The sequence below is a fragment of the Streptomyces sp. NPDC001732 genome (assembly GCF_053596315.1).
Window position 1 is genome coordinate 51,082 of record NZ_JBSFFY010000026.1, and the last position, 21,585, is coordinate 72,666.

The 21,585-nt window shown below is 71.8% G+C and carries 17 protein-coding genes; 8 read left to right on the top strand and 9 right to left on the bottom strand.

Annotated elements, in window-relative coordinates; genetic code table 11:
- Positions 1-80 precede the first annotated feature (80 nt).
- A complete protein-coding gene (locus ACWCXX_RS23560) occupies positions 81-2,204 on the bottom strand; it encodes an ATP-binding SpoIIE family protein phosphatase (RefSeq protein ID WP_451130265.1) in 2,124 nt (707 codons plus the stop codon).
- Positions 2,205-2,456: 252 nt separating this feature from the next.
- Here ACWCXX_RS23560 and aspS point away from each other — a divergent pair, with 252 nt between their 5' ends.
- From aspS to ACWCXX_RS23575, 3 genes are all read left to right on the top strand, one after another.
- Complete coding sequence (gene aspS, locus ACWCXX_RS23565; RefSeq protein ID WP_451130267.1) at positions 2,457-4,274, top strand: aspartate--tRNA ligase; 1,818 nt, start codon at positions 2,457-2,459, stop codon at positions 4,272-4,274.
- Between the two features lie 241 nt (positions 4,275-4,515).
- Positions 4,516-5,331: a CPBP family glutamic-type intramembrane protease gene (locus ACWCXX_RS23570; protein ID WP_451130269.1), complete on the top strand. Its 816-nt coding sequence runs from the start codon at positions 4,516-4,518 to the stop codon at positions 5,329-5,331.
- A 198-nt stretch (positions 5,332-5,529) separates the two neighbouring features.
- Positions 5,530-6,405 carry a L,D-transpeptidase family protein gene (locus tag ACWCXX_RS23575; protein ID WP_451130271.1) on the top strand — a complete coding sequence of 292 codons (876 nt, stop codon included), beginning with the start codon at positions 5,530-5,532 and terminating at the stop codon, positions 6,403-6,405.
- A gap of 93 nt (positions 6,406-6,498) precedes the next feature.
- Here ACWCXX_RS23575 and metG read toward each other — a convergent pair whose 3' ends face one another.
- Positions 6,499-8,103: a methionine--tRNA ligase gene (gene metG, locus ACWCXX_RS23580; RefSeq protein ID WP_451130273.1), complete on the bottom strand. Its 1,605-nt coding sequence runs from the start codon at positions 8,101-8,103 to the stop codon at positions 6,499-6,501.
- Between the two features lie 148 nt (positions 8,104-8,251).
- On the opposite strand from metG, the gene ACWCXX_RS23585 reads away from it, so the two are divergent.
- Entirely contained in the window at positions 8,252-8,905 is a 654-nt protein-coding gene (locus tag ACWCXX_RS23585) for a response regulator transcription factor (protein ID WP_451130356.1), read from the top strand.
- Between the two features lie 29 nt (positions 8,906-8,934).
- Entirely contained in the window at positions 8,935-10,140 is a 1,206-nt protein-coding gene (locus ACWCXX_RS23590) for a sensor histidine kinase (protein ID WP_451130358.1), read from the top strand.
- On the opposite strand, the gene ACWCXX_RS23595 is transcribed toward ACWCXX_RS23590, so the two are convergent.
- On the bottom strand, positions 10,074-11,705 hold the full coding sequence (locus ACWCXX_RS23595) for a VWA domain-containing protein (protein WP_451130275.1): 1,632 nt from the start codon (positions 11,703-11,705) through the stop codon (positions 10,074-10,076). The two genes, ACWCXX_RS23590 and ACWCXX_RS23595, sit on opposite strands and share 67 nt — an antisense overlap.
- Before the next feature lie 476 nt (positions 11,706-12,181).
- On the opposite strand from ACWCXX_RS23595, the gene ACWCXX_RS23600 reads away from it, so the two are divergent.
- Together ACWCXX_RS23600 and ACWCXX_RS23605 are read left to right on the top strand one after the other, a co-directional pair.
- On the top strand, positions 12,182-13,744 hold the full coding sequence (locus tag ACWCXX_RS23600; protein ID WP_451130277.1) for a hypothetical protein: 1,563 nt from the start codon (positions 12,182-12,184) through the stop codon (positions 13,742-13,744).
- 77 nt (positions 13,745-13,821) lie between these two features.
- On the top strand, positions 13,822-14,223 hold the full coding sequence (locus tag ACWCXX_RS23605; RefSeq protein ID WP_451130279.1) for an RNA-binding S4 domain-containing protein: 402 nt from the start codon (positions 13,822-13,824) through the stop codon (positions 14,221-14,223).
- A 52-nt stretch (positions 14,224-14,275) separates the two neighbouring features.
- Here the strand turns inward: ACWCXX_RS23605 and ACWCXX_RS23610 are convergent, their stop codons facing one another.
- The 3 genes from ACWCXX_RS23610 to ACWCXX_RS23620 all read right to left on the bottom strand — a co-directional run bounded on the left by ACWCXX_RS23610 (position 14,276) and on the right by ACWCXX_RS23620 (position 18,466).
- Positions 14,276-16,291 carry an FUSC family protein gene (locus tag ACWCXX_RS23610; protein WP_451130281.1) on the bottom strand — a complete coding sequence of 672 codons (2,016 nt, stop codon included), beginning with the start codon at positions 16,289-16,291 and terminating at the stop codon, positions 14,276-14,278.
- Between the two features lie 168 nt (positions 16,292-16,459).
- A complete protein-coding gene (locus tag ACWCXX_RS23615; protein WP_451130283.1) occupies positions 16,460-17,407 on the bottom strand; it encodes an NADP-dependent oxidoreductase in 948 nt (315 codons plus the stop codon).
- 165 nt (positions 17,408-17,572) lie between these two features.
- Positions 17,573-18,466 (bottom strand): hypothetical protein, encoded by an 894-nt coding sequence (locus ACWCXX_RS23620; RefSeq protein ID WP_451130285.1) that lies wholly within the window; start codon positions 18,464-18,466, stop codon positions 17,573-17,575.
- Positions 18,467-18,585: 119 nt separating this feature from the next.
- Here ACWCXX_RS23620 and ACWCXX_RS23625 point away from each other — a divergent pair, with 119 nt between their 5' ends.
- Positions 18,586-18,999, top strand: a complete 414-nt coding sequence (locus ACWCXX_RS23625) for a hypothetical protein (protein WP_451130287.1) — start codon at positions 18,586-18,588, stop codon at positions 18,997-18,999.
- A gap of 76 nt (positions 19,000-19,075) precedes the next feature.
- Here the strand turns inward: ACWCXX_RS23625 and ACWCXX_RS23630 are convergent, their stop codons facing one another.
- From ACWCXX_RS23630 to ACWCXX_RS23640, 3 genes are all read right to left on the bottom strand, one after another.
- Positions 19,076-19,501, bottom strand: a complete 426-nt coding sequence (locus tag ACWCXX_RS23630) for a universal stress protein (RefSeq protein WP_451130289.1) — start codon at positions 19,499-19,501, stop codon at positions 19,076-19,078.
- 204 nt (positions 19,502-19,705) lie between these two features.
- A complete protein-coding gene (locus tag ACWCXX_RS23635; RefSeq protein WP_451130291.1) occupies positions 19,706-20,386 on the bottom strand; it encodes an FMN reductase in 681 nt (226 codons plus the stop codon).
- A 5-nt stretch (positions 20,387-20,391) separates the two neighbouring features.
- Complete coding sequence (locus tag ACWCXX_RS23640) at positions 20,392-21,483, bottom strand: LLM class flavin-dependent oxidoreductase (RefSeq protein ID WP_451130293.1); 1,092 nt, start codon at positions 21,481-21,483, stop codon at positions 20,392-20,394.
- Positions 21,484-21,585: the final 102 nt, after the last annotated feature.

Sequence of the window (21,585 nt, forward strand, 5' to 3'; positions counted from 1 at the left end):
TCCGCGTTCCGGGGCGTTGTCCGTTCCCGTTCCGCGTTTTCGTCGGGCCCGGACCTCGGGGCAGGAGGGCCGGGGCCTGCTCAGTCCTCGGGGGCGGCCTGTTCGTCCTCGGGTGCGGAGTCAGGTTCCGACTCGTACAGCTCGAACCAGATCGACTTCCCCGCGCCCTGCGGATCGACGCCCCACGCGTCGGCGAGCATCTCCATCAGGACCAGCCCCCGGCCGCTGGATGCCATTTCGCCGGGCCGTCGTTTGTGCGGCAGCTCGTCGCTGCCGTCGGCCACCTCCACCCGCAGCCGGCGCTCGCCGTGCTTGCCGGTCGCCTGCGCGACCACCAGCGCGTCCCCGTCCGTGTGGACGAGGACGTTGGTGGCCATCTCGGAGAACATCAGCACCGCCGCGTCGACCTGCTCCGGGTCCGCCCAGTCGTGCAGCAGCTCCCGCAGCTGCTGCCGGGCCGCCGCGATACGTTCCGGCTCGGCCTGCGCGATGGTCAGCGCGGTGCGCCGGGGCGCCGTCCGCCGCCCCGCCCCCGCGTCGCGCCGCAGCAGCAGGAACGCGATGTCGTCCTCCCGGCGGTCCGCCAGCGGGCCCGTCAGATAGTGCGACGTCGGCCCGTGCACGGCCTGGAGCAGGGCGTCGGCGAGCTTCTCCAGGTCGTCCGTGTGCCGCTCCAGGATCGGCCGCAGCCGCAACCAGCCGGAGAACATGTCGTGGCCGCCGGTCTCGATCAGCCCGTCCGTGCAGAGCATGATCGTCTCCCCGGGTTCCAGGGTGAGCCGACTCGTCGGATAGTCGGCGTCCGCCTCGACGCCGAGCGGCAGTCCGCCCTCGGTCTGGCGGATCAGCGCGGTCCCGTCGGCGGTCGTCACCACGGGGTCGGGGTGGCCCGCCCGCGCGATGTCCAGCGTGCCGGTCTCCGGGTCGGCCTCCGCGTACAGACAGGTCGCGAAGCGCGGCCCGGTCGTCTCCCCGTCCTCGTACGCGTCGGTGAGCCCGGAGAGGAAGCGCGAGGCCCGGGAGAGCACCGCGTCCGGCCGGTGCCCCTCGGCGGCGTACGCGCGCAGGGCGATCCGCAGCTGCCCCATCAGGCCGGCGGCCCGCACGTCGTGGCCCTGGACGTCACCGATGACCAGGGCGATGCGGCCGTTCGGCAACGGGATCATGTCGTACCAGTCGCCGCCGACCTGGAGCCCGCCGCCGGTCGGGATGTAGCGGGCGGCGACCGTCATCCCCGGGATGTCCGGGCCGAGGGAGGGCATCATCGAGCGCTGGAGCCCCAGTGACAGCTCCCGCTCGGTCTCGGCGACCCCGGCACGGGCCAGCGCCTGCGCGAGCATCCGGGCCACGGTCGTCAGCACGGACCGCTCGTCCGGCGAGAACGACACCGGATGCCGGAACCCCGCCATCCAGGCGCCCATGGTGCGCCCCGCCACGATCAGCGGCAGGAAGGCCCAGGACCGGCGGCCGAAAGTGCTGGCGAGCGGCCAGGTGGTGGGGTAGCGGCGGCTGTACTCCTCCGGCGAGGGCAGATAGATCGCCCGCCCCGTTCGTACGACCTCGGCGGCCGGGTAGTCGGTCTCCAGCGGCATGTTGTTGAACGGGTACTCGTCGCCCACGCTGTGCCCGTGGTGGCCGATGGTCGTCAGCCGGTCGCCCGCGATGCCGAAGACCGCCAGGCCGTCCGGCGAGAACCCGGGCATGGAGAGCGAGGCGGCGACCCGCAGCACCTCCGCGGTGGACCGGGCCTCGGCCAGCGCCCGGCCCGCGTCCAGCAGGAACGCCTCGCGGGAGCGGCGCCAGTCGCCGGTGATGGGGGTGGGCACCCCGGTGGCACCGGGACGCGGTTCGACCACCTCCTGGAGGGTGCCGACCAGCGCGTAGTGCGTGCCGTCCACCTCCTTGGGCAGGAGCGGCCTGGAACGGCTGCGCACGGTGCGCAGCACCGTGCCCCCCTCGTCCACGATCCGCAGCCGGGCCTCGGCGAGGGTGCCCTCGGCGAACGCGAGGCTTATCACTCCGTGGATCTCGTTCCAGTCCACGGGGTGGAAGCGGGAACGCACCGCGGACTCGCGGAAGACGCCGACCGCCGCGGGCAGGTCGAGCAGCCGGGCGGCCTCCGCATCGAGCGTGACGGTCCCGGCTCCGCTGTCCCAGCGCCACAGGCCGGTCGCCGTCGCGGCCAGGACGTCCTCGGTGCGCATTGCCCCACTTTAAGAAGATCTGCTCCACAAATGCCACCGAGGGCGGTTGCCGGGCCGGTCGCGGAGGCCGTGCGGGGCCGGTCGCGGAGACCGTGCGGGGCACGCCCGCACGGTCCGTGGGAGGGGGCCCGGGGCGCCCTCCTCCACCTCGGATGATCTTGAGCATGTCAATGTCAATGAATCGGTGCGGGTGCGGGCGGTAGCCTGGGGAGGCTGAATCCACCCCGAATCGCGAAGACTGGATGAACGACGATGCATCGGTACAGGTCCCACACCTGCGGCGAGCTCCGCGCCTCTGACGTCGACACCGACGTCCGGCTGAGCGGCTGGCTGCACAATCGCCGAGACCTGGGCGGCATCCTCTTCATCGATCTGCGCGACCACTACGGTCTGGTGCAGCTCGTGGCCCGCCCCGGCACCCCCGGCAACGAGGCGCTGGCGAAGCTCACCAAGGAGACCGTCGTACGGATCGACGGCAAGGTCTCCGCGCGCGGCGCCGACAACGTCAACCCCGAGCTCCCGACCGGTGAGATCGAGATCGAGGTCACCGAGGTCGAGGTGCTGGGCGAGGCCGCCCCGCTGCCCTTCACGATCAACACCGAGGACGGGGTCAACGAGGAGCGGCGCCTGGAGTACCGCTTCCTCGACCTGCGCCGCGAGCGCATGCACCGCAACATCATGCTGCGCTCGGCCGTCATCGCCTCCATCCGTTCCAAGATGGTGGCTCTCGGCTTCAACGAGATGGCGACCCCGATCCTCACCGCGACCTCCCCCGAGGGCGCCCGTGACTTCGTCGTCCCCTCCCGGCTGAACCCGGGCAAGTTCTACGCCCTGCCGCAGGCCCCGCAGCAGTTCAAGCAGCTGCTGATGATCTCCGGCTTCGACCGCTACTTCCAGATCGCGCCGTGCTTCCGTGACGAGGACGCCCGTGCCGACCGTTCGCCCGGCGAGTTCTACCAGCTCGACGTCGAGATGTCGTTCGTGGAGCAGGAAGACGTCTTCCAGCCGATCGAGAAGCTGATGACCGAGCTCTTCGAGGAGTTCGGCAACGGCCGCCACGTCACCTCGCCGTTCCCGCGCATCCCGTTCCGCGAGTCGATGCTGAAGTACGGCAACGACAAGCCCGACCTGCGCGCCAAGCTGGAGCTGGTCGACATCTCCGACGTCTTCGCCGACTCGGAGTTCAAGGCGTTCTCCGGCAAGCACGTCCGCGCCCTGCCGGTCCCGGACACCGCCGGTCAGTCCCGCAAGTTCTTCGACGGCCTCGGCGACTACGCCGTCCAGCACGGCGCCAAGGGCCTGGCCTGGGTCCGCGTCGGCGAGGACGGCAGCCTCGCCGGTCCGATCGCCAAGTTCCTCACCGAGACCGACATCAAGACGCTCACCGAGCGGCTGTCCCTCGTCCCCGGTCACGCCGTGTTCTTCGGCGCGGGCGAGTTCGACGAGGTCTCCAAGATCATGTCCGTCGTCCGCGTCGAGGCCGCCAAGCGCGCCGGCCACTTCGAGGAGGACGTCTTCCGGTTCTGCTGGATCGTCGACTTCCCGATGTACGAGCGGGACGAGGACACCGGCAGGATCGACTTCTCCCACAACCCCTTCTCGATGCCCCAGGGCGGCATGAAGGACCTGGAGGAGAAGGACCCGCTGGACATCCTGGCCTGGCAGTACGACATCGTCTGCAACGGCATCGAGCTGTCCTCCGGCGCCATCCGGAACCACGAGCCCGACGTCATGCTCAAGGCGTTCGAGATCGCCGGTTACGACCGCGAGACCGTCGAGCACGAGTTCGCGGGCATGCTCCGTGCCTTCCGCCTCGGCGCCCCGCCGCACGGTGGCATCGCCCCGGGCGTCGACCGCATCGTGATGCTGCTGGCCGACGAGCCCAACATCCGCGAGACGATCGCCTTCCCGCTCAACGGCAACGCCCAGGACCTGATGATGGGCGCCCCGACGGAGCTGGACGAGTCCCGTCTGCGCGAGCTGAACATCCAGCTCCGCAAGCCGACGGCGACGGCGAAGGAGAAGGCGGACCCCAGGGACTCCGTGGTGAGGGACACCGGCGCGAAGTAAGCGTCACCGGTTCCGCTTCCGTTCCACGTGAAACATCCCCCGGCCGACCCAGGCCAGGGGATGTTTCACGTTCCGAGGACTGTCCCGGGCCGCGTTCGCAGCCACCGTCCTCCCGGGACACCGGGGCCGACTCCGGGGCATCCCTGAGGATCCGACGGACGGGGCGTGGCAGGGTCGTGACCGCGTCACCGGCTCCGCACGGGGCGACGGGTTCCGCACGAGACGACGGAGGCGGCGAACCATGAGATCCGCGCCGGCCGAGGCGCCGGACCGCGCGTCCGGCGAACGGCCCCTGTGGCTGTTCTTCGCCCTGGTGACCGTGGTGTCCGTCCCGTTCTGGGCGCTCGCGGTCCGGTTCGACAGCACCGGCCGGGCGCCCATCGGACTGCCGGTCAGTGCGCTGATGTTCGTCTGCCCGGTCGTCGCGGCCTCGGTCCTGATCCACCGTCGGGAGGGGCGGGCCGGGGTCGTACGGCTGCTGAAACGGGCGGTCGACCGCTCCCGCGCCCCGCGCGAGGGCTGGTACGTGATCGCGGTGGTCCTCATGCCCGCCGTCTCGGTGACCGCGTGGCTGATCGCCGGACTGCCGGGAACCGGTGCCGAGGGCCGGCCCCTGCCGCTCGCGGCCGTCCCCGTTCTCGCCGTGCTGTTCCTGCTCGCCGCCGCGGCGGAGGAACTGGGATGGACCGGGTACGCCACGGACCCGATGCTCCGGCGTTGGGGAGCGGTCAACACCGGTGTCCTGCTGGGGGTGTTCTGGGGGGTCTGGCATCTGGTCCCGCTGGTCCAGGCGCATCACGGTGCGGTCTGGATCGTCGGCTGGTTCGCCACCACCGTCGCCGTACGGGTCGTCATGGTCCTGCTCCATCTGGGCACCGGCCGCAGTGTGCCGGTCGCGATCTGCGTCCACGCCTCGCTCAACGTCTGCGCCGCGACGATCCCGGGATACGGCCTGGACCGCATGGCCCTGATCACCGGCGGCCTCACCGTGCTGGTGGCCGTGCTCGCGGCCGGCCGGGTCCGGCGCGCCACGACGGCCCGGATCACTGACCTGTGATCAGACCTTCGTGCTCACCACGGAAGGGAGGGCCGGAACCTACACGCACAGGACGGTTCCGGGGCCTTCCGGCGCGCGTGTCCGGCGGACGATACAGCCGTATGGCCCCCGTGCGGATTCGCGCTCGCGCGACGCGGCGTTAACTGGGGGCGGCGGTACGAGGCGTGACGGGGAGGTCGCCCGCGCCGTCCCCCTCCCATGACCGAACGCCGAGGAGCCCCCGTGTCCGTGTCCCGTCCGTCGACTGTCCGGCGTCCCCCGTACGCCGCCCACCTCGGCGCCTGTGCCGCCGCGCTGCTGCTTCTCACCGCCTGCGGCAACACCCCCGACACCGCCGCCCCCGACGGCCCCGCCGCCGGGACGAGCGCCACGGCGAGCGCCACGGCGAGCGCCACGGCGTCCGCCGGTGTCGCGGGCCCACAGGCCGACGGGGTACGGAAACGGGCCGCCCCCGGGCCCTCCGCGCCGAAAGTCAGGCCGCGCGAGATCCCCGCCCTGGGGCCGAAGACCCGGGCCTCGATCCCGGCGGACGCCGGGCAGGTGTTCGTCGTCACCGGTGACGACTACGACTCCAGCCGGTCCACCGCGGTCCTCTACACCCGCGACGATCTCACCCTGGGCTGGCAGCCCGCCACGACCCGCTGGCCGGCCCACAACGCCCTGAACGGCTGGACCGACGAACACTGGGAGGGCGACCTCCGCTCCCCGGTCGGCGTCTACGGGCTGACGCACGCGGGCGGTCTCCTCGACCCTCCCGAGACGGCGTTCCCCTACGACCGGAACCCGTTGTTCGCGGTGAGCGGCGAGGGGTTCGAGGGCGAGTCGCTCGAAGGGTCCTTCGACTACGTCGTCGCCGTCGACTACAACCGCGTCCCCGGCGTCACCCCCCTGGACCAGGAACGCCCGCTCGGCCAGGAGCGCGGCGGCGGCATCTGGATCCACGTCGACCACGGCGGCCCGACCCAGGGCTGCATCTCGCTCCCCGAGGACCGGATGCGGGAACTCCTGAGCACCCTCGACCCGGCGAAGAAGCCCGTCGTCGTCATGGGCGACGCGGAGGCCCTGGAACGGTGAACCGGAAACGGGCGGGGAGGGGGGCCCGTACGCTGGAGACGGCCGGTCCCCGCACCTGCGGGGACCGGCCCTTCGTCGGGTGTGCGGGGCCGCTTACGCGGGCTTCTCCTCCAGGCGCGGGAAGAGCACCGCGCCCTTCGTCACCGTCGTGCCCGCCGGGAGACGGCCCCAGGTGCCCGCGTCCTGCACGCGCTGGTCGGCCAGCGCGCCCAGGGACGCCTCGGCGCCGAGGGAGTCCCACAGCTTCTGCGAGGTCTCCGGCATCACGGCGTTCAGCAGGACCGCGACCCCGCGCAGCGACTCGGCGGCCGTGTAGAGGATCGTCGCGAGGCGGGCCCGGCCCTCGGGGGAGTCGTCCTTGGCGACCTTCCAGGGCTCCTGCTCCGTGATGTAGCCGTTGACCTGCTTCACGAAGTCGAAGATCGCCAGGATGCCGGCCTGGAAGTCCAGCTCCTCGCCGATCTTCCGGTCGGCCGTGGCGACGGCCTTCGCCAGCCCGTCCTGGACCGCCTTCTCGGCGTCACCCGCGGCGGTGGCCTCCGGCAGCGCACCCTCGAAGTACTTGCCGACCATGGCGGCGACGCGCGAGGCGAGGTTGCCGTAGTCGTTGGCCAGCTCGGAGGTGTAGCGGGCGGAGAAGTCCTCCCAGGAGAACGAGCCGTCGCTGCCGAACGCGATGGCGCGCAGGAAGTACCAGCGGTAGGCGTCCACGCCGAAGTGCGAGGTCAGGTCCTGCGGCTTGATGCCCGTCAGGTTCGACTTCGACATCTTCTCGCCGCCGACCATCAGCCAGCCGTTGGCCGCGACCCTGCCGGGCAGCGGCAGGCCCTGCGCCATCAGCATCGCGGGCCAGATCACCGCGTGGAAGCGGAGGATGTCCTTGCCGACCAGGTGCACGTTCGCGGGGAAGGTCCCGTCGAACTTCTCCTGGTTGGCTCCGTAGCCGACCGCCGTGGCGTAGTTCAGCAGGGCGTCGACCCACACGTAGATGACGTGCTTGTCGTCCCACGGCACGGGGACGCCCCAGTCGAAGGTCGAGCGGGAGATGGAGAGGTCCTGGAGGCCCTGCTTGACGAAGTTCACGACCTCGTTGCGGGCGGACTCGGGCTGGATGAAGTCCGGGTTGTTCGCGTAGAACTCCATCAGCTTCGGCCCGTAGGCACTCAGCTTGAAGAAGTAGTTCTCCTCCTTGAGGATCTCCACCGGCTTCTTGTGGATCGGGCACAGCTTGACGCCGTCCTCGTCCTCGACGAGGTCGCCGGGGAGCTTGTACTCCTCGCAGCCCACGCAGTACGGGCCCTCGTAGCCGCCCTTGTAGATCTCACCCTTGTCGTACAGGTCCTGCACGAACTCCTGCACCCGGTCGGTGTGCCGCTTCTCCGTCGTACGGATGAAGTCGTCGTTCGCGATGTTCAGGTGCTCCCAGAGGGGCTTCCACGCCTCCTCCACGAGCTTGTCGCACCACTCCTGCGGGGTGACGCCGTTCGTCTCGGCAGTGCGCATGATCTTCTGACCGTGCTCGTCCGTGCCGGTGAGGTACCACACCTTCTCGCCGCGCTGGCGGTGCCAGCGCGTGAGCACGTCGCCTGCGACGGTCGTGTAGGCGTGGCCCAGGTGAGGAGCGTCGTTGACGTAGTAGATGGGGGTCGAGACGTAGTACGCCGTCGCCCCCTGCTTCTCGGATCCAGTGGCCGCCATGGTCGAAATCCTAACGGCCTGCGGGAGGCCCGTTCACACCGATAAACCCGGTCACGGGTGCGGAGACCTTTGCGAAACATGCCTTCCCGTAGCAAAGACGCATCCTGGGAGGGAGTGGACGCGCATGCACGAGGCAGGGGACATCACGATGCGGGTACTGGTCGCCGAGGACGAGGAGATTCTGGCGGAGCTGGTCGCCACCGGGCTGCGGCGCGCCGGTTTCGCCGTCGACACGGTGTACAGCGGTGACGCCGCCCTCGCCTACCTGGGGCTGCACGACTACGACGTCGTAGTCCTCGACCGCGACCTGCCGCGGGTGCACGGCGACGACGTGGCGCGGCGGCTCGTCGCCGCCGGCTCCCGGACCAGGATCCTGATGCTCACCGCCGCCGGGTCCATGGAGGACCGGGTCGCCGGGCTCGACCTCGGCGCCGACGACTACCTGGGCAAGCCGTTCGAGTTCCCCGAGCTGGTGTCGCGGGTACGGGCGCTGCGCCGCCGCAGCGCCCGCCCCGTGCCACCGCAGCTGGAACGGCACGGCATCCGGCTCGACACCGTGCGGCGCACCGCTGTCCGGGACGGGCGGGAGCTGGACCTCTCGCCGAAGGAGTTCTCGGTGCTCCAGCTGCTGCTGGAGGCCGACGGCGGGGCCGTCAGCGCGGAGGAACTGCTGGAGCGGGCCTGGGACGCCAACGCCGACCCGTTCACCGGCGCGGTCCGCGTCTGCATGAGCAAGCTGCGCGGGAAGCTCGGGGAACCGGCCGTGATCCGGACGGTGCAGGGCGTGGGGTACGCGTTGTGAGGCGGCTCGGGGCACGCGCTGTGAGGCGGCTGTCGCGAGTGCCGCACTCCCGGATCCGGGCCCGGATCGCGCTGGTGTACGGCGGGGTGTTCCTGGTCCTGGGGACGGCGCTGCTCGCCACCGTCAACCTCGCCTCCCGCGCCGGTACGGACTCCCAGGCGCGGGACATCGCCCGCACCGCGGCCGTGGCCCAGCCCGGTTACGCGGTGAACGGTCCGCTGATCACCCGGCGCAGCCTCGGCCCGCCCACCGTCTACGACCTCACCGACAACGTCAGCGACGCGGCCGGCCACCAGTTGCTGATCTGGTCCGTGGCCGCGCTGCTCGTCATGACGGCGTGCGCGGTCGGCGTCGGCTGGTGGACGGCGGGGCGGGTGCTGCGGCCCGTGCACGCCATGACCGCGAAGGCGCGGCGGCTCTCCGAGCACAATCTGCACGAGCGGATCGCGTCCAGCGGCCCGGACGACGAGCTGAAGGAGCTGGGCGACACGCTCGACGCGCTGCTGGCCCGGCTGGAGAAGGCGTTCGACAGCCAGCGGAGGTTCATCGCCAACGCCTCCCACGAGCTGCGGACGCCGCTCGCCACCCAGCGGGCCGCGATCCAGATCGGGCTGGACGACCCGTCCCCGGAGGATCTCGTACGGATCCGGCAGACGCTCCTGGACAACAACCGGCGCAGCGAGCGGCTCATCGAGGGGCTGCTCGTCCTGGCGCGCAGCGAGCGGGGGCTCGCGCAGGGGGAGCAGGAGGCGGTGGACCTCGCGCAGGTGGTGGCGGAGGAGACGGCCCGGCACCCGGGCGTGAAGGCCGACGCGGGCGCCCGCGCGGTGGTCCGGGGCAACCGGCTGCTGCTCGCGCAGCTGGTGGCGAACCTGCTGGCCAACGCCGTCACCTACAACGTGCCCGACGGGTCGGTGGACGTGTCGTTGACGGCGGACGGCGACGGGGCGCTGCTGGAGGTGTGCAACACCGGGCCCGTGGTGGACGCGGCGGACATACCCGGGCTGTTCGAACCGTTCCGGCGGGGCGAGGGCCGGGACCGGATGGGGCGCGGTTCCGGCCTCGGCCTGTCCATCGTGCGGTCCATCGCGCTGGCGCACGGCGGTACGGTCACGGCGGTGCCGGGCCCCGAGGGCGGGCTCGCCGTGACCGTACGACTGCCGGTGGATCAGGCGTCGGGCGCCGTTTCGCGGGCGGCGAGCCAGGCGGGGAGCGCGGCGAGCACCTCGCGGTAGAACGTGGTGTCCGCGACCTCGCGGGGGGCGGGGCCCGCGTGGAAGAACCCGGCGTTCGGGGCGTCCAGCTTCCGCAGGAAGTCGAAGCCCTTGGCGTCCTGCTCGCCGAACGCGACGAACTGGAAGAACAGCGGCAGCCGGGCCGCGTCGGCCAGCGCCTGCCTGGCGGGCTGCTTGGCGTCCGGCGGGCCGTCCGTCTGGAAGATCACCAGGGCGGGACCGGTGGCCCCGGAGCCCTCGTGGTGTGCGACGACCGCTTCGACGGCGGCCTGGTAGTTCGTCCGGCCGAGGCGGCCCAGGCCCGCGTTCAGCTCGTCGATCCGGCCCTCGTGGTCGGCGAGGCCGACCGTGCCGGTGCCGTCGATGTCCGTCGAGAAGAAGACGACGGGGACGGTCGCGTTCTCGTCGAGGTGCGCGGCGAGCGCCACGGTGCGGTCGCCCAGGTGCTGGGCGCTGCCGTCCTTGTAGAACGGCCGCATGGAACCGGAACGGTCGAGGACCAGGTAGACGGTGGCGCGCAGCCCGGTCAGCCCGTGCGCCTTCAGCCCGGCCTGGGCGGCCTTGTACGGGGCGACGAGGCCGGGGGCGCGCGACTTGACCCGGGCGAGGGAGACCGCGGGCTTGGCGGCGGGGGCCGGGGCGGGGGCTTCGGAGGCCGGTTCGGTGGTGGGGTCGGGGGCGGAGGTCTCGACCTCGGGCCCGGCTTCGGGGGCCGTGGTGGCTTCGGGCTCGACCTCGACCTTGGTCTCGGGCTGAGCGGGGGTCTCGGCCACCGGGGCTGCCTCGGTGAGGGCCTCGACCTCGGCCTCGGGTTCGGCCTCGGTCTTGACCGGTTCCGGCTCGGGCTCGGGCTCGACCTCGACCGGCTCGACCTTGGCCTCGACCGGCTCGGGCTCGGCCTCGGGCTTGACCTCGGGCTTGACCGGTTCCGGCTCGGGCTCGGTGGTGGTTTCGGCCACCGGTGTCGGCTGCTCGGGCTGCCCGTTCGTCGGCTCGGGCTCGGCGGGAGCCTCGGCCGCGGCGGCCTCCGGGGCGACGGTAGCCGCGCTCTCCGCGGTCTCCGTCACCTCGGCCTCCGCGGGCTTCTGCTCCGCAGTCTTCGGTGCGCCCGACTCCGACTCCGACACCACGACCGGCTCCGGTTCCGGCGTCGGCTCCGATACGTGCGCCGTCTCCGCCACCGCTTCCCGTTCCTCCGTCTTCGGCTCGTCCGCCTTCGGCTCCGGGGCCGAGCCCTGGGACGGGACCGTGGGGGTGGAGGGCTTGTCGAAGGCGGCCGCCACCAGGTCCGAGGCCAGACCGGTGGTGCCGTCGCCCTCGGCGGACCGGGGGGAGGCGGGGGCCGGGATCGTGGCCCTGGCGGCCGGGGCGGGTTCGTTCGCCGGGGCCGTCGCCGCTTCCGGCCCGTCCTTCGGCTCGTCCGCCGGTTTGTCCGTCGACACCGCGACCGGCTCCGACTCCGCGGGCGCGGTGCGTTCGGTCTGGGGCGGGACCGTGGCCGTCGGCGCGTCCTGCTCCGCGCGGTCACGGCCGAACACCTTGCGCAGCAAGCTCCGAATGCCCATGGGCGAGGCCTTTCGCGTGAGTTGGGTGCGATAAATGTCCGACCTGTGGGAATTTATCCCTGGCCAGGGCGGATACGTAAGGTTAGCGGCCGGATCCGGCCCTTCGTCGGCACGGCCCGCCCGGGGGAAAACGCTCGGCGAACGATCGCCGAGCGGCTCCTCGCCGGGCCCTGATCGCATCCCGCCGCGTCCTGTGCGCATGGCGTGCGGGCCTGATGTGCGTCGTCGAAATGTGCTGACAAGGCCCTGAACTGCCTTGTTAGCGTGAGCGGGCGGTGCGCTTGACATGAAGTCGGGCGCACCGTTGTCCGTTGTTCACGCGTATTGCCAAGAAGGGCCTTCACATGGGGAAACCCTCTCGTGGAACACGTCTCGCGGCTTGTGCCGTCGCGGCCGGAACGCTGCTTTCCGTACTTGCTCCGGCAGTCGGCGCCACCGCCGCTCCGGCGGCTTCGTCGCCGTCCGCCGTGCCGGCCGTGGACGAACCCGTACCGGGCAACGAGGGCATGCCGGACGACGGTTTCGACAACGAACCGGAGGGCGAGCAGGACGACTTCGCGGGTGTCGGGGCCGGAACGGCCTCGGCCGCGCCGCGGGCCCCGCTCGCCGCAGCCCCCGTTCCCGGACGGGCCGCCGACTTCAAGTTGGCGAAAGGTGCCGATATTTCCGGTCTCGTCGAGAAGCTGGACGCCGGACTGCCCAAGCAGGGTCTCACCGAGCTGATGGAGCAGGCCAACCGGCCCGCCGAATGGGAGGGCGCCTGCGGAACCACCGGCATCTACGGGCCCGACCTGGCGGTCAACCACCGCGTCTGCTGGAAGAGCGACGACGCCATCTCCTCGGAATGGGTTCCGCAGGCCATCACCGGGGTGTCGGACGCCCAAGAGGACGAGGACTGGGGCACGTCCAACGCCGAGCCGATCGCCGTGGCCGGCTATGACGCGGAGAACCCCGGGCGCAGCGACTACCTCTCGGGCAAGGACAACTGCCTCCTGAGCCCCTCGGGGGACGCCTGCAACGAAAAGGGCATCCGGGTCAGCTTCTTCAACCAGGCCACCAAGATGTACCGCCATGTGCTGCTGGTCTGGCCGTACATGAACTCCAAGAACCACATCTCCTTCGACGCGCTGCACGCGCGCGAGGGCAAGTGCATCAGTGAGGTGACGTCCTCCTGCGCCGCACAGAACGGCATCCACGCCGGCGGCATGGTCTGGTACGGCAACTACTTGTACGTCGCCGACACCGCCAACGGCATGCGGGTCTTCGACCTGCGCAAGATCATGGACCTCGACCCGGACAACAAGACCGACGTCGACGACCCGACGCCGGACGGTCTGACCAGCAACGTCACGGACAAGAAGCGGATCGGCCGACAGAACAACGTCTGGTACGGCTACGGCTACCGCTACGTCATGCCGCAGGTCGCCACGCTGAAGTTCACCACGGCGAAGAACGGCGGCCCCACCGGCGGCAACCAGTGCTACGCCACCGGACGCCCGAAGGCCTCGTACATCTCGCTGGACCGCACCGGCACCGACCACATGATCCTCGGTGAGTACTGCAACACCAAGAACAACAAGGAGGGCGACGGCGGGAGCCCCGGCCGGGTCGGCACGTACCCGATGACCGCGCTGACGGCCGCGGTCGAGGGCGCTGTCGGCACGACCGCATCCGCCGACCTGGCCTACGGCCTGCCGACCGGTGCCACGTTCAACAACGAGGCGTTGTGGCACAAGATCCAGGGCGTCATGCGGTACGAGGGCAAGTGGTACTTCCACCGCAGCAACGGCTACGACCACGGGCGGCTGCTCCAGGCCACGCCGGGCACGGTCGACGGGGTCGACCAGCTCGTCGGCAACACGAAGGTCCTGCAGTCGTCGTTCGGGCCCGAGGACCTCTACCTCGCCCACGGGCGCGGTGACGGTTTCGCGCCGCAGCTGTGGTCGCTGAGCGAGCACGCGCCGAGCAGCAAGTGCGGATCGTGCAAGCGCGAGCTGTACAGCTACAACATGTCCGAGGTCATCGGCGACTTCAGCTGAGACCTCGGGGCCCGGTCGTCGGGGCCCGGGAACGATCCGGCCCGACCCGACGCCTGCGTCGCACTACAGTCGGACCCATGGTTTCCGGTGAGGCGCCGCAGGCGGAGGGCAGCGTTCGGGTCGATGTCTGGATCTGGTCGGTCCGGCTGACGAAGACCCGTTCGCAGGCCGCTGCCGCCTGCCGCGCGGGTCATGTGAAGGTCGCCGGTGAGCGCGCCAAGCCCGCCCAGACGGTGCGCGTCGGCGACGAGGTACGGCTCCGGTACGCGGGCCGGGACCGGGTCGTGGTCGTGTCGAAGATCGTGAAGAAGCGGGTCGGTCCGCCGGTGGCGGTGGAGTGCTTCGTCGACAACAGCCCGCCCCCGCCGCCGCGCGAGCTGGCGATCCAGGTTCCGGTACGGGACCGGGGCGCGGGCCGGCCGACGAAGCGGGACCGGCGCGAGATGGAGCGGCTGCGGGGCAACGGCCCCACGGGCTGACCGTCGGCCGGGTTCCCCCGCCGTGGCAGCGGGGGAACCCGGCCGGCAGCCGTCACGGCTGGGGCGACGCGATCGCCCGTGCCGCCGCCACTTCCTGGCGCAGTGGGGCCAGTACGCCCTTCTCGTCGCCCGGCAGTTCGGTGCGCACCTCCACCAGGACCTCGCTCGACCGGATTCCGTCGGCCAGTTCCAGCAACTGCCGCCGGACCTCCGCCACCTCTTCCGCAGGTGGTTCCGGTGCTCCGTGGTTGACCCGGACCCGGGCCGCCGTCGTGGCGTCCACGATGCGTTCGACCGCGACGACCAGCGGCCACCAGGCCGCGGCCCGGGTGCCGACCGGTGGCGGTTCGGTCAGCGCGCGCTGGAACTCGGACCGTACGACCGACAGATCGCGGTAGATGCGGCGCCGGGCCCGTACCCGTTCCGCCCGGTCCCCCGAGCCACCGCTCGTACCGGTTCCGCTGCTCGTACCGGTTCCACCGCTTTCGCCGCCCGAGTCGGCCGGCTCGAACGCGCACGTCACGTAGTCGGCGATCTCCGTCACCGCGTCCGCGAGCCGGTGGCCGATCCGGACGTGCCAGCTCTCCGGCCACAGCAGGTAGCCCGCCACCAGCACGATGGCGCAGCCGATCAGGCTGTCCAGGAAGCGCGGCCAGACCAGATGGAAGCCCTCGTGGTTCAGCAGGTCGGACAGGAGCAGGATGACCGGGGTGATGGCCGCCGTCTGGAACGCGTACCCCTTCGCCGTGAACGCCGGGATCAGCGCCGCGAGCACCACCATCACCGGTACGTCCCACCAGCCGATCGGCACCGCGGCCAGTACCGGTGCGGCGACCACGAGACCGGCCGCCGTGCCCACCGAGCGCAGCACGGCCCGTGAGAACACCGAGCCGAAGTCCGGCTTGAGGACGAACGTGACGGTCAGCGCCACCCAGTAGGAGCGGGGCACCGGGATCAGCGAGGTCAGCGCCTGGGCCAGGCCGATGCACAGGGCGAGCCGCAGCCCGTACCGCCAGGACGCCCCGGAGAGCAGCACGTCGCGGGTGGTCCGCCGGATCCGCGCCCCGAGCGCGGCGGGCCTGCCGAGCCGGTCGTCGACGTTGTACGGGTCGGGGTCGGCCTTGTGCACGACGACCGCGGCGTGCCGCAGCGCGCTGTCCACCGCCCGGGTCGCGGGCGAGTCCGGGGCGGGCAGGAGGAGTTCGGGGCGGCCGGTGCGGCTCTCCTCGACGGCGACGGCCAGTTCGCGCACCGCCGCCGGGACGGCGTCCGGGAGGGGCCGCCCGCGCACATGGACCGCGGGGGCCGCCTCCACGAGCGGGATGACGACGTTGAGCTGGGCGAGCAGCCGCACCATGGCGTTGCTGCGGCCGTGGTAGCGGGCCCGGCGGGCCAGGATCAGGTCGTACGAGGTGTTGAGGGACTGGGTGACGGCCTGGCGCTGTTCCTCGTACCCGGCACCGCCCGCGGCGGCGAGCAGGTCGGCGACCGCGAGGTAGGTGCCGGCGACCGCGACCCGTTCCGGCAGGGCCCGCCGCAGCGGCCAGGCCAGCAGGGTCAGGCCGAGAACGAACAGGCCGCCGACCGTGAGCAGCAGCGGCGCCACCCACCAGGGTTCCGGCAGCGGGAGCCCGGCCCCGACGATCGCGTTGAGCAGGAGCAGCAGCCCGGACACGGAGGCGACGGCGCCGATCGTCGACATCATCCCGGAGACCAGGCCGACCACCGTCAGCGCGGCGACGGCCGCCCAGCCGGTCCCGTACACCAGCGTGCCGAGCATCACGCCGAGCGCGCCGAACAGCTGTGGCACGGCGATGTTGAGGATGCGCATGCGGTACGCGTCGGCGGTGTCGCCGATGACGCCGGAGAGCGCGCCCATGGAGACGAGCGCGCCGTACGCGGGCCGGTCGAGCGCGAAGCCGACGGCGAGCGGCGTGGCCAGCGCGACGGAGGCGCGGAGGACCGCGGCCCAGGGAACGGGGGTGGACGACTGGGGGCGCAGTCCGCTCAGCAGCCACGGGGGTGGGGTCGCGCGCCTGCGTCCGTTCCCGGTCTCCGCCTCGGTCAATGCGTCCCCCTGGGTTCCGCTTCCGGCACCGGAAGCCCTCGGCCTCGTCGGACGCGTTCGGTTCGCGGTGCTGTTGCAGCAGATCCCAGCACTGATCGGGCCGGACCTCAACAGCGCGCGACCAGGCTTTTTCGTCCGGCCGGGGGCGGACCGGGCCGGGCCGGGGAATCAGAGCACGATGACGGTCTTGCCGCGGGCGCCGCCCGTCCGGTTCCGGTCGAGGGCCTGCGGGGCCTTCTCCAGTGGGAGTTCGATGTCGATGGGGACGCGCAGGATGCCCTCGGCGGCGCCCGCCGCCAGGACGTCGAGCAGGACCGGGTTGGGTTCGAGCCGGAAGTCGATGCCGGTCACGTCCGGGGGCAGGGCGGCCTCGGCGGCGACGCCGCGCGTGGTGAGGGCGATGCCGCCGGCGCGCACCGGCGCGGCACGGGCGGCGAAGGAGTCCGGCGTGGTGGAGACCAGGTCGACGAGCGCGTCGACGCCGTCCGGGCAGGTCGCGCGCACGGCCTCGTCGAGGGGGCGGTCGGTGACGTCGATGGTGGTGGCGGCGCCCAGTTCGGCCATCCGCCCGTGCTCGTCGCCGCGCACGGCGGCGATCACGTGTACGTCGCGGGCCGAGGCGAGCTGGGTCAGATAGCTGCCGACGCCGCCCGCCGCCCCGATGACCAGCAGGCTCTCGTGGCCGCGGAGCGCCGCGCTCTCCAGGAGTTGGGCGGCGGCCATCCCGGCGGACGGCAGGGCGGCCGCGGCCCGGAGGGCGAGTCCGGGCGGGACGAGGGCGATCGCGGAGTCCTGTGGCACGGACACGTAGTCGCAGTACGTGCCGCTGCCCCCCGCGGTCTCGGAGATCCGGCCGAAGACCTGGTCACCGACCCGGAAGCGGTTGTGGCCGCTGCCGACCATGTCCACCCGGCCGGCGAAGTCCACGCCGACGACCAGGGGGTAGACCCGGGTGGTGGCCGGGGCCCCGGGGCCGTCCCGCGCGGTCTGCCAGTCGCAGGGGTTGAGCGCGGCGTACTCGATCCTGACCCGTACCTCACCGGCACCCGGCTCGGGCTTGGGCATCTCCACCAGTGCGGGGTCGGCCCGGAACGCGCCGACGGCTATGGCTCGCATGCGGAAGACCTCTCAGTCGTCCCCGATCGGGCAGTCACGAGAACCATTGTTTTTCGGCCCGCCCGGCCCCGCATGTCGAGCCCGCCCGGCCCCGTACGCCGGGCGGGCCCGGTCCCGTACGGCGAGCTCGGCAGCCTTCGTGCGCCGGGCCCGTCCCGGGGCGGCTCAGCTGTTCGTCCCGGGCCGGTGCCGTGCGGCCAGGAGTCGGGCGAGCACCGCGCACACCGCCACCGCGAGCCCGGCGGCGAACACGATCCACACCGTCGTGCGCAGTGAGGCGGTCAGCGCGTCGTACACCGCCGCCGCCCCGTTCGTCTCGCTGTCCGGCACCTCGGACAGCACCCGGCCGCGGGCGAACGCGAGCACCGCTCGCAGCACGAGCGCCCCGAGCGCGAAGCCCAGTCCCACCACCGCCGCGGCCGAGAGCGCGGCGGCCCCGGAGCGTCTGTGCCCCGGCCCGCCACCGCGCGCCCAGGCCGCGGCCACGGCCAGGACGGCGAGCACGAGCGTGCCCACGGCGGGCCAGATGCTGCCGGTCCGCAGCAGCCGGAAGGTCTGGCGCAACTGGTCGGCGCGGTCGGCGGAGACGAGCGTGATGTCGGTGTGCTGGACGGGGATGCGGTCGGCGAACGGCACCCCGTTCTCCATCAGGTTCCGTCTGATCTGCTCGGTCACGGGCGCCAGGTCGATGGTCACGGCCTCGCCGGTCCTGCCGTTCAGCGCGGCGGTGACGGCCTCGTGGGCGGTGCGGTTGGCGGCGTTCCACGCGGTCCGGAAGGCGTCGGTGGTGGTGAAGGACAGCACCGCCTGGTGCAGGAAGTCCCGCACGGTGTCCTGGAGCGGCCCCGCGTCGATGTGTTTCATCGCCCCGTCGGTGATGAGGTTGCTGACGGTGTCGCGCACTCCGGGGTCGGAGGCGAGCGGCGCGACCGCCTCGACGTAACGGTCGGTGTCGTCGATCTCCAGATCCACCCAGGCGGACAGGGCGCCGACCGGCACGAGGACGGCCAGGACCACCGCCAGTACCACCGAGAGAGCCGCCGAGAGATGCGTCCGCATCCCTCCAGGGAATCGTGCGCGCGGGCGCCGCGCCCCGGGCCGTACGCCATCCGAGTTGCCGGGCGGCCCGGCCGGGTGTGCCCTGGAGGGAGCAAGAGCGACGGAAGGAGATCTCCGCCATGGCCACACATGCGGCGATGCCGACACGCGGACGGAGGGCGCACGCGCGCAGGCGCAGCGTGCTTTCCTGGGCCATTCCCGTCACTCTGGGTGCGGCGTACGGCCTCTACGCGTCCTTCATCCTCCGCAACAACGGCGCGAGCGGCACCCGGCAGTTCTGGTACGGCCTGATCACCGCGGTGGTCCTCACGGTCCTCTGCTTCGGGCTCGGCCGGATCCAGCGCAGGCTGCTGCCCCTGGTGCGGGCGGTGGCGTACGGCGCGCTGATGGCAGCGGCGATCGGCCTGCTGGTCGGCCTGACGGATTCGAGCGTGCTGCGGTCCTCGGCGCTCGGGCTGGCGGTGGGGCTGGGCATGTTCGTCAGCGCGTTCTACATCTTCTACACCCATGAGGACGTCCGGCCCATGGGGTGACGGACATGGTGGTGGGCCCGCACGATCGCTGTCGTGCGGGCCCACCGCCGTTCCGTCTTGAGCTACGCGCCTTGCGTCATACGTCGCGCACGACCGTCACCGGGCAGTTCGCGTGCTGGGTGACGTGGAGGCTGACCGAGCCGAGCAGGGTCGCCTTGAAGCCGCTGTAGCCGCGCGCGCCGACGACCAGCAGGTTCGCGCCCTTGGAGCGGTCCAGCAGGGCCTGGGCCGGGTTGCCGATCACCACGACCTTGCTGACCGCCGCCGCGCCCTCGGCGCCCAGGGCCTCCTCCAGTGCCTCGGTGAGGGACACGGTCGCCAGGGCCTGCGGGTCGAAGTCCTCCGGCATGCCCGGCATCATCGACGCCCAGCTCGTCGCGGGGTACTCCCAGCTGTTGACGGCCTCCACCGTGTCGCCGGTCAGCTCCGCCTGGCGCACGGCCCAGTGCAGTGCCCTGATCGACGACTCGGAGCCGTCAACGCCCACCACGATCCTGCCCATCTCTGCCTCCAGCTCGGTTCGGCTCAGTGCGCAGAGGCGTCGTGCGGAAGAAGCACGAAAGAAATGCGAAAGAAAGTCGCACGACGCATCTTTCGCTCCAACTCTAATCAAACCGGGCCGGGCCGCCGGTGGCGGGCCCCCCGCCGGGCCGGGCGGGTTGCGGGCCCGGTCGGGGAATGCGGTTGCTCCGGGTGCGGGAGGCGGTCAGTCCAGGCGGAGATCGGCGAGCTGCTGCTCGAACGGCACGACCTCGTCGTCGAGCCCGAGCACCCGCGACGCCCCGGACCGCGCCCGGCCGCCCGTGATCATGGTCGCGAGTTCGCCGCCCGCCCGCCGGATGCGGGACGGCAGGCCGTCGGTGTACTCGTCGCCGGACGAGCCCCAGTCCTCCGAGGCCGCGTACACGGAGGTCGGGGCGACGGTGGCCCGCAGATAGGCGAAGAGCGGGCGCATCGCGTGTTCCAGGACCAGCGAGTGGCGGGCGGTGCCGCCGGTCGCGGCGACGACGACGGGCTTGCCGGTCAGCGCCGTGTGGTCGATCAGGTCGAAGAACGACTTGAACAGTCCGCTGTACGAGGCGGTGAAGACGGGCGAGACGGCGATCAGGCCGTCCGCCTGCGTCACCTCCTTGACGGCCTCGTCCAGGGCGGCCGGCGGGAAGCCGGTGACCAGGTGGTTGGCGATGTCGACGGCCAGGTCGCGCAGCTCGATCACCCGGACCTCGACGGCGCGGTCCTGCTCGGTCAGCAGCCGTTCCCGGGCGGCGCCGGCCAGCCGCTCGGCCAGCAGCCGGGTCGAGGAGGGGCTGCTGAGTCCCGCCGACACGGCGACGATCCGCAGCGGCTCGGCGTCGAACGCGGTGGACGTGGTGGGCTCGGTGGTCACGGTGGTCAGCCCTCCTTCGGGGCGGTACGGGCGGCGGCGACGGCCGGGTGCACGGGGGCGGCGTCCGGAACCCCGGCCGGCCGCAGGTTGGCGAACTCCTTGCGCAGCACCGGGACGACCTCCTCGCCGAGGATGTCGAGCTGCTCCAGGACCGTCTTCAGGGGCAGGCCCGCGTGGTCCATCAGGAACAGCTGGCGCTGGTAGTCGCCGACGGCGTCCCGGAAGGACAGGGTCCGCTCGATGACCTCCTGCGGGGAGCCGACGGTCAGCGGCGTCTGCCGGGAGAAGTCCTCCAGGGAGGGGCCGTGCCCGTAGACCGGCGCGTTGTCGAAGTACGGGCGGAACTCCCGTACCGCGTCCTGCGAGTTCTTCCGCATGAACACCTGGCCGCCGAGGCCGACGATGGCCTGCTCGGCGGTGCCGTGCCCGTAGTGGGCGTAGCGCTGCCGGTACAGGTTCACCATCTTCTTGGTGTGCTCGATGGGCCAGAAGATGTTGTTGTGGAAGAAGCCGTCGCCGTAGTACGCGGCCTGCTCGGCGATCTCCGGCGAGCGGATCGAGCCGTGCCAGACGAACGGCGGGACGCCGTCCAGCGGGCGCGGGGTCGCGGTGAAGGACTGCAGCGGCGTACGGAACTTGCCCTCCCAGTCGACGACGTCCTCGCGCCACAGCTTGTGCAGCAGGGCGTAGTTCTCGATGGCGAGCGGGATGCCCTGGCGGATGTCCTTGCCGAACCAGGGGTAGACCGGGCCGGTGTTGCCGCGGCCCATCATCAGGTCGACGCGGCCGTCCGCGAGGTGCTGGAGCGTCGCGTAGTCCTCGGCGATCTTCACCGGGTCGTTGGTGGTGATCAGCGTGGTGGACGTGGAGAGGATCAGCTTCTCGGTGCGGGCGGCGAGGTAGCCGAGCGTGGTGGTCGGGGAGGACGGGACGAACGGCGGGTTGTGGTGCTCGCCGGTCGCGAAGACGTCCAGGCCGACCTCCTCCGCCTTCTGAGCGATGGCGAGGGTGGCCTTGATCCGCTCGTTCTCGGTCGGGGTCCTGCCGGTCGTCGGGTCGGTGGTGACGTCTCCGACGGTGAAGATGCCGAACTCCATGGCCCGCCTCCAGAAACCTAGTTTGGTTGAACTTTGAACTATGTGGACACACCCTACAACGGAGTGCCCCCCTGACCTATTCCGCGGGCCGCGAAGGAGCCG

Coding starts and splice junctions, on each gene's coding strand:
- ACWCXX_RS23560 (WP_451130265.1), bottom strand. CDS start 2,204: ATGCGCACCGAGGACGTCCTGGCCGCGACGGCGACCGGCCTGTGGCGC.
- ACWCXX_RS23625 (WP_451130287.1), top strand. CDS start 18,586: ATGGCCACACATGCGGCGATGCCGACACGCGGACGGAGGGCGCACGCG.
- ACWCXX_RS23595 (WP_451130275.1), bottom strand. CDS start 11,705: ATGGGCATTCGGAGCTTGCTGCGCAAGGTGTTCGGCCGTGACCGCGCG.
- ACWCXX_RS23620 (WP_451130285.1), bottom strand. CDS start 18,466: ATGCGGACGCATCTCTCGGCGGCTCTCTCGGTGGTACTGGCGGTGGTC.
- ACWCXX_RS23585 (WP_451130356.1), top strand. CDS start 8,252: ATGCGGGTACTGGTCGCCGAGGACGAGGAGATTCTGGCGGAGCTGGTC.
- ACWCXX_RS23605 (WP_451130279.1), top strand. CDS start 13,822: ATGGTTTCCGGTGAGGCGCCGCAGGCGGAGGGCAGCGTTCGGGTCGAT.
- ACWCXX_RS23640 (WP_451130293.1), bottom strand. CDS start 21,483: ATGGAGTTCGGCATCTTCACCGTCGGAGACGTCACCACCGACCCGACG.
- metG (WP_451130273.1), bottom strand. CDS start 8,103: ATGGCGGCCACTGGATCCGAGAAGCAGGGGGCGACGGCGTACTACGTC.
- ACWCXX_RS23615 (WP_451130283.1), bottom strand. CDS start 17,407: ATGCGAGCCATAGCCGTCGGCGCGTTCCGGGCCGACCCCGCACTGGTG.
- aspS (WP_451130267.1), top strand. CDS start 2,457: ATGCATCGGTACAGGTCCCACACCTGCGGCGAGCTCCGCGCCTCTGAC.
- ACWCXX_RS23575 (WP_451130271.1), top strand. CDS start 5,530: ATGACCGAACGCCGAGGAGCCCCCGTGTCCGTGTCCCGTCCGTCGACT.
- ACWCXX_RS23630 (WP_451130289.1), bottom strand. CDS start 19,501: ATGGGCAGGATCGTGGTGGGCGTTGACGGCTCCGAGTCGTCGATCAGG.
- ACWCXX_RS23570 (WP_451130269.1), top strand. CDS start 4,516: ATGAGATCCGCGCCGGCCGAGGCGCCGGACCGCGCGTCCGGCGAACGG.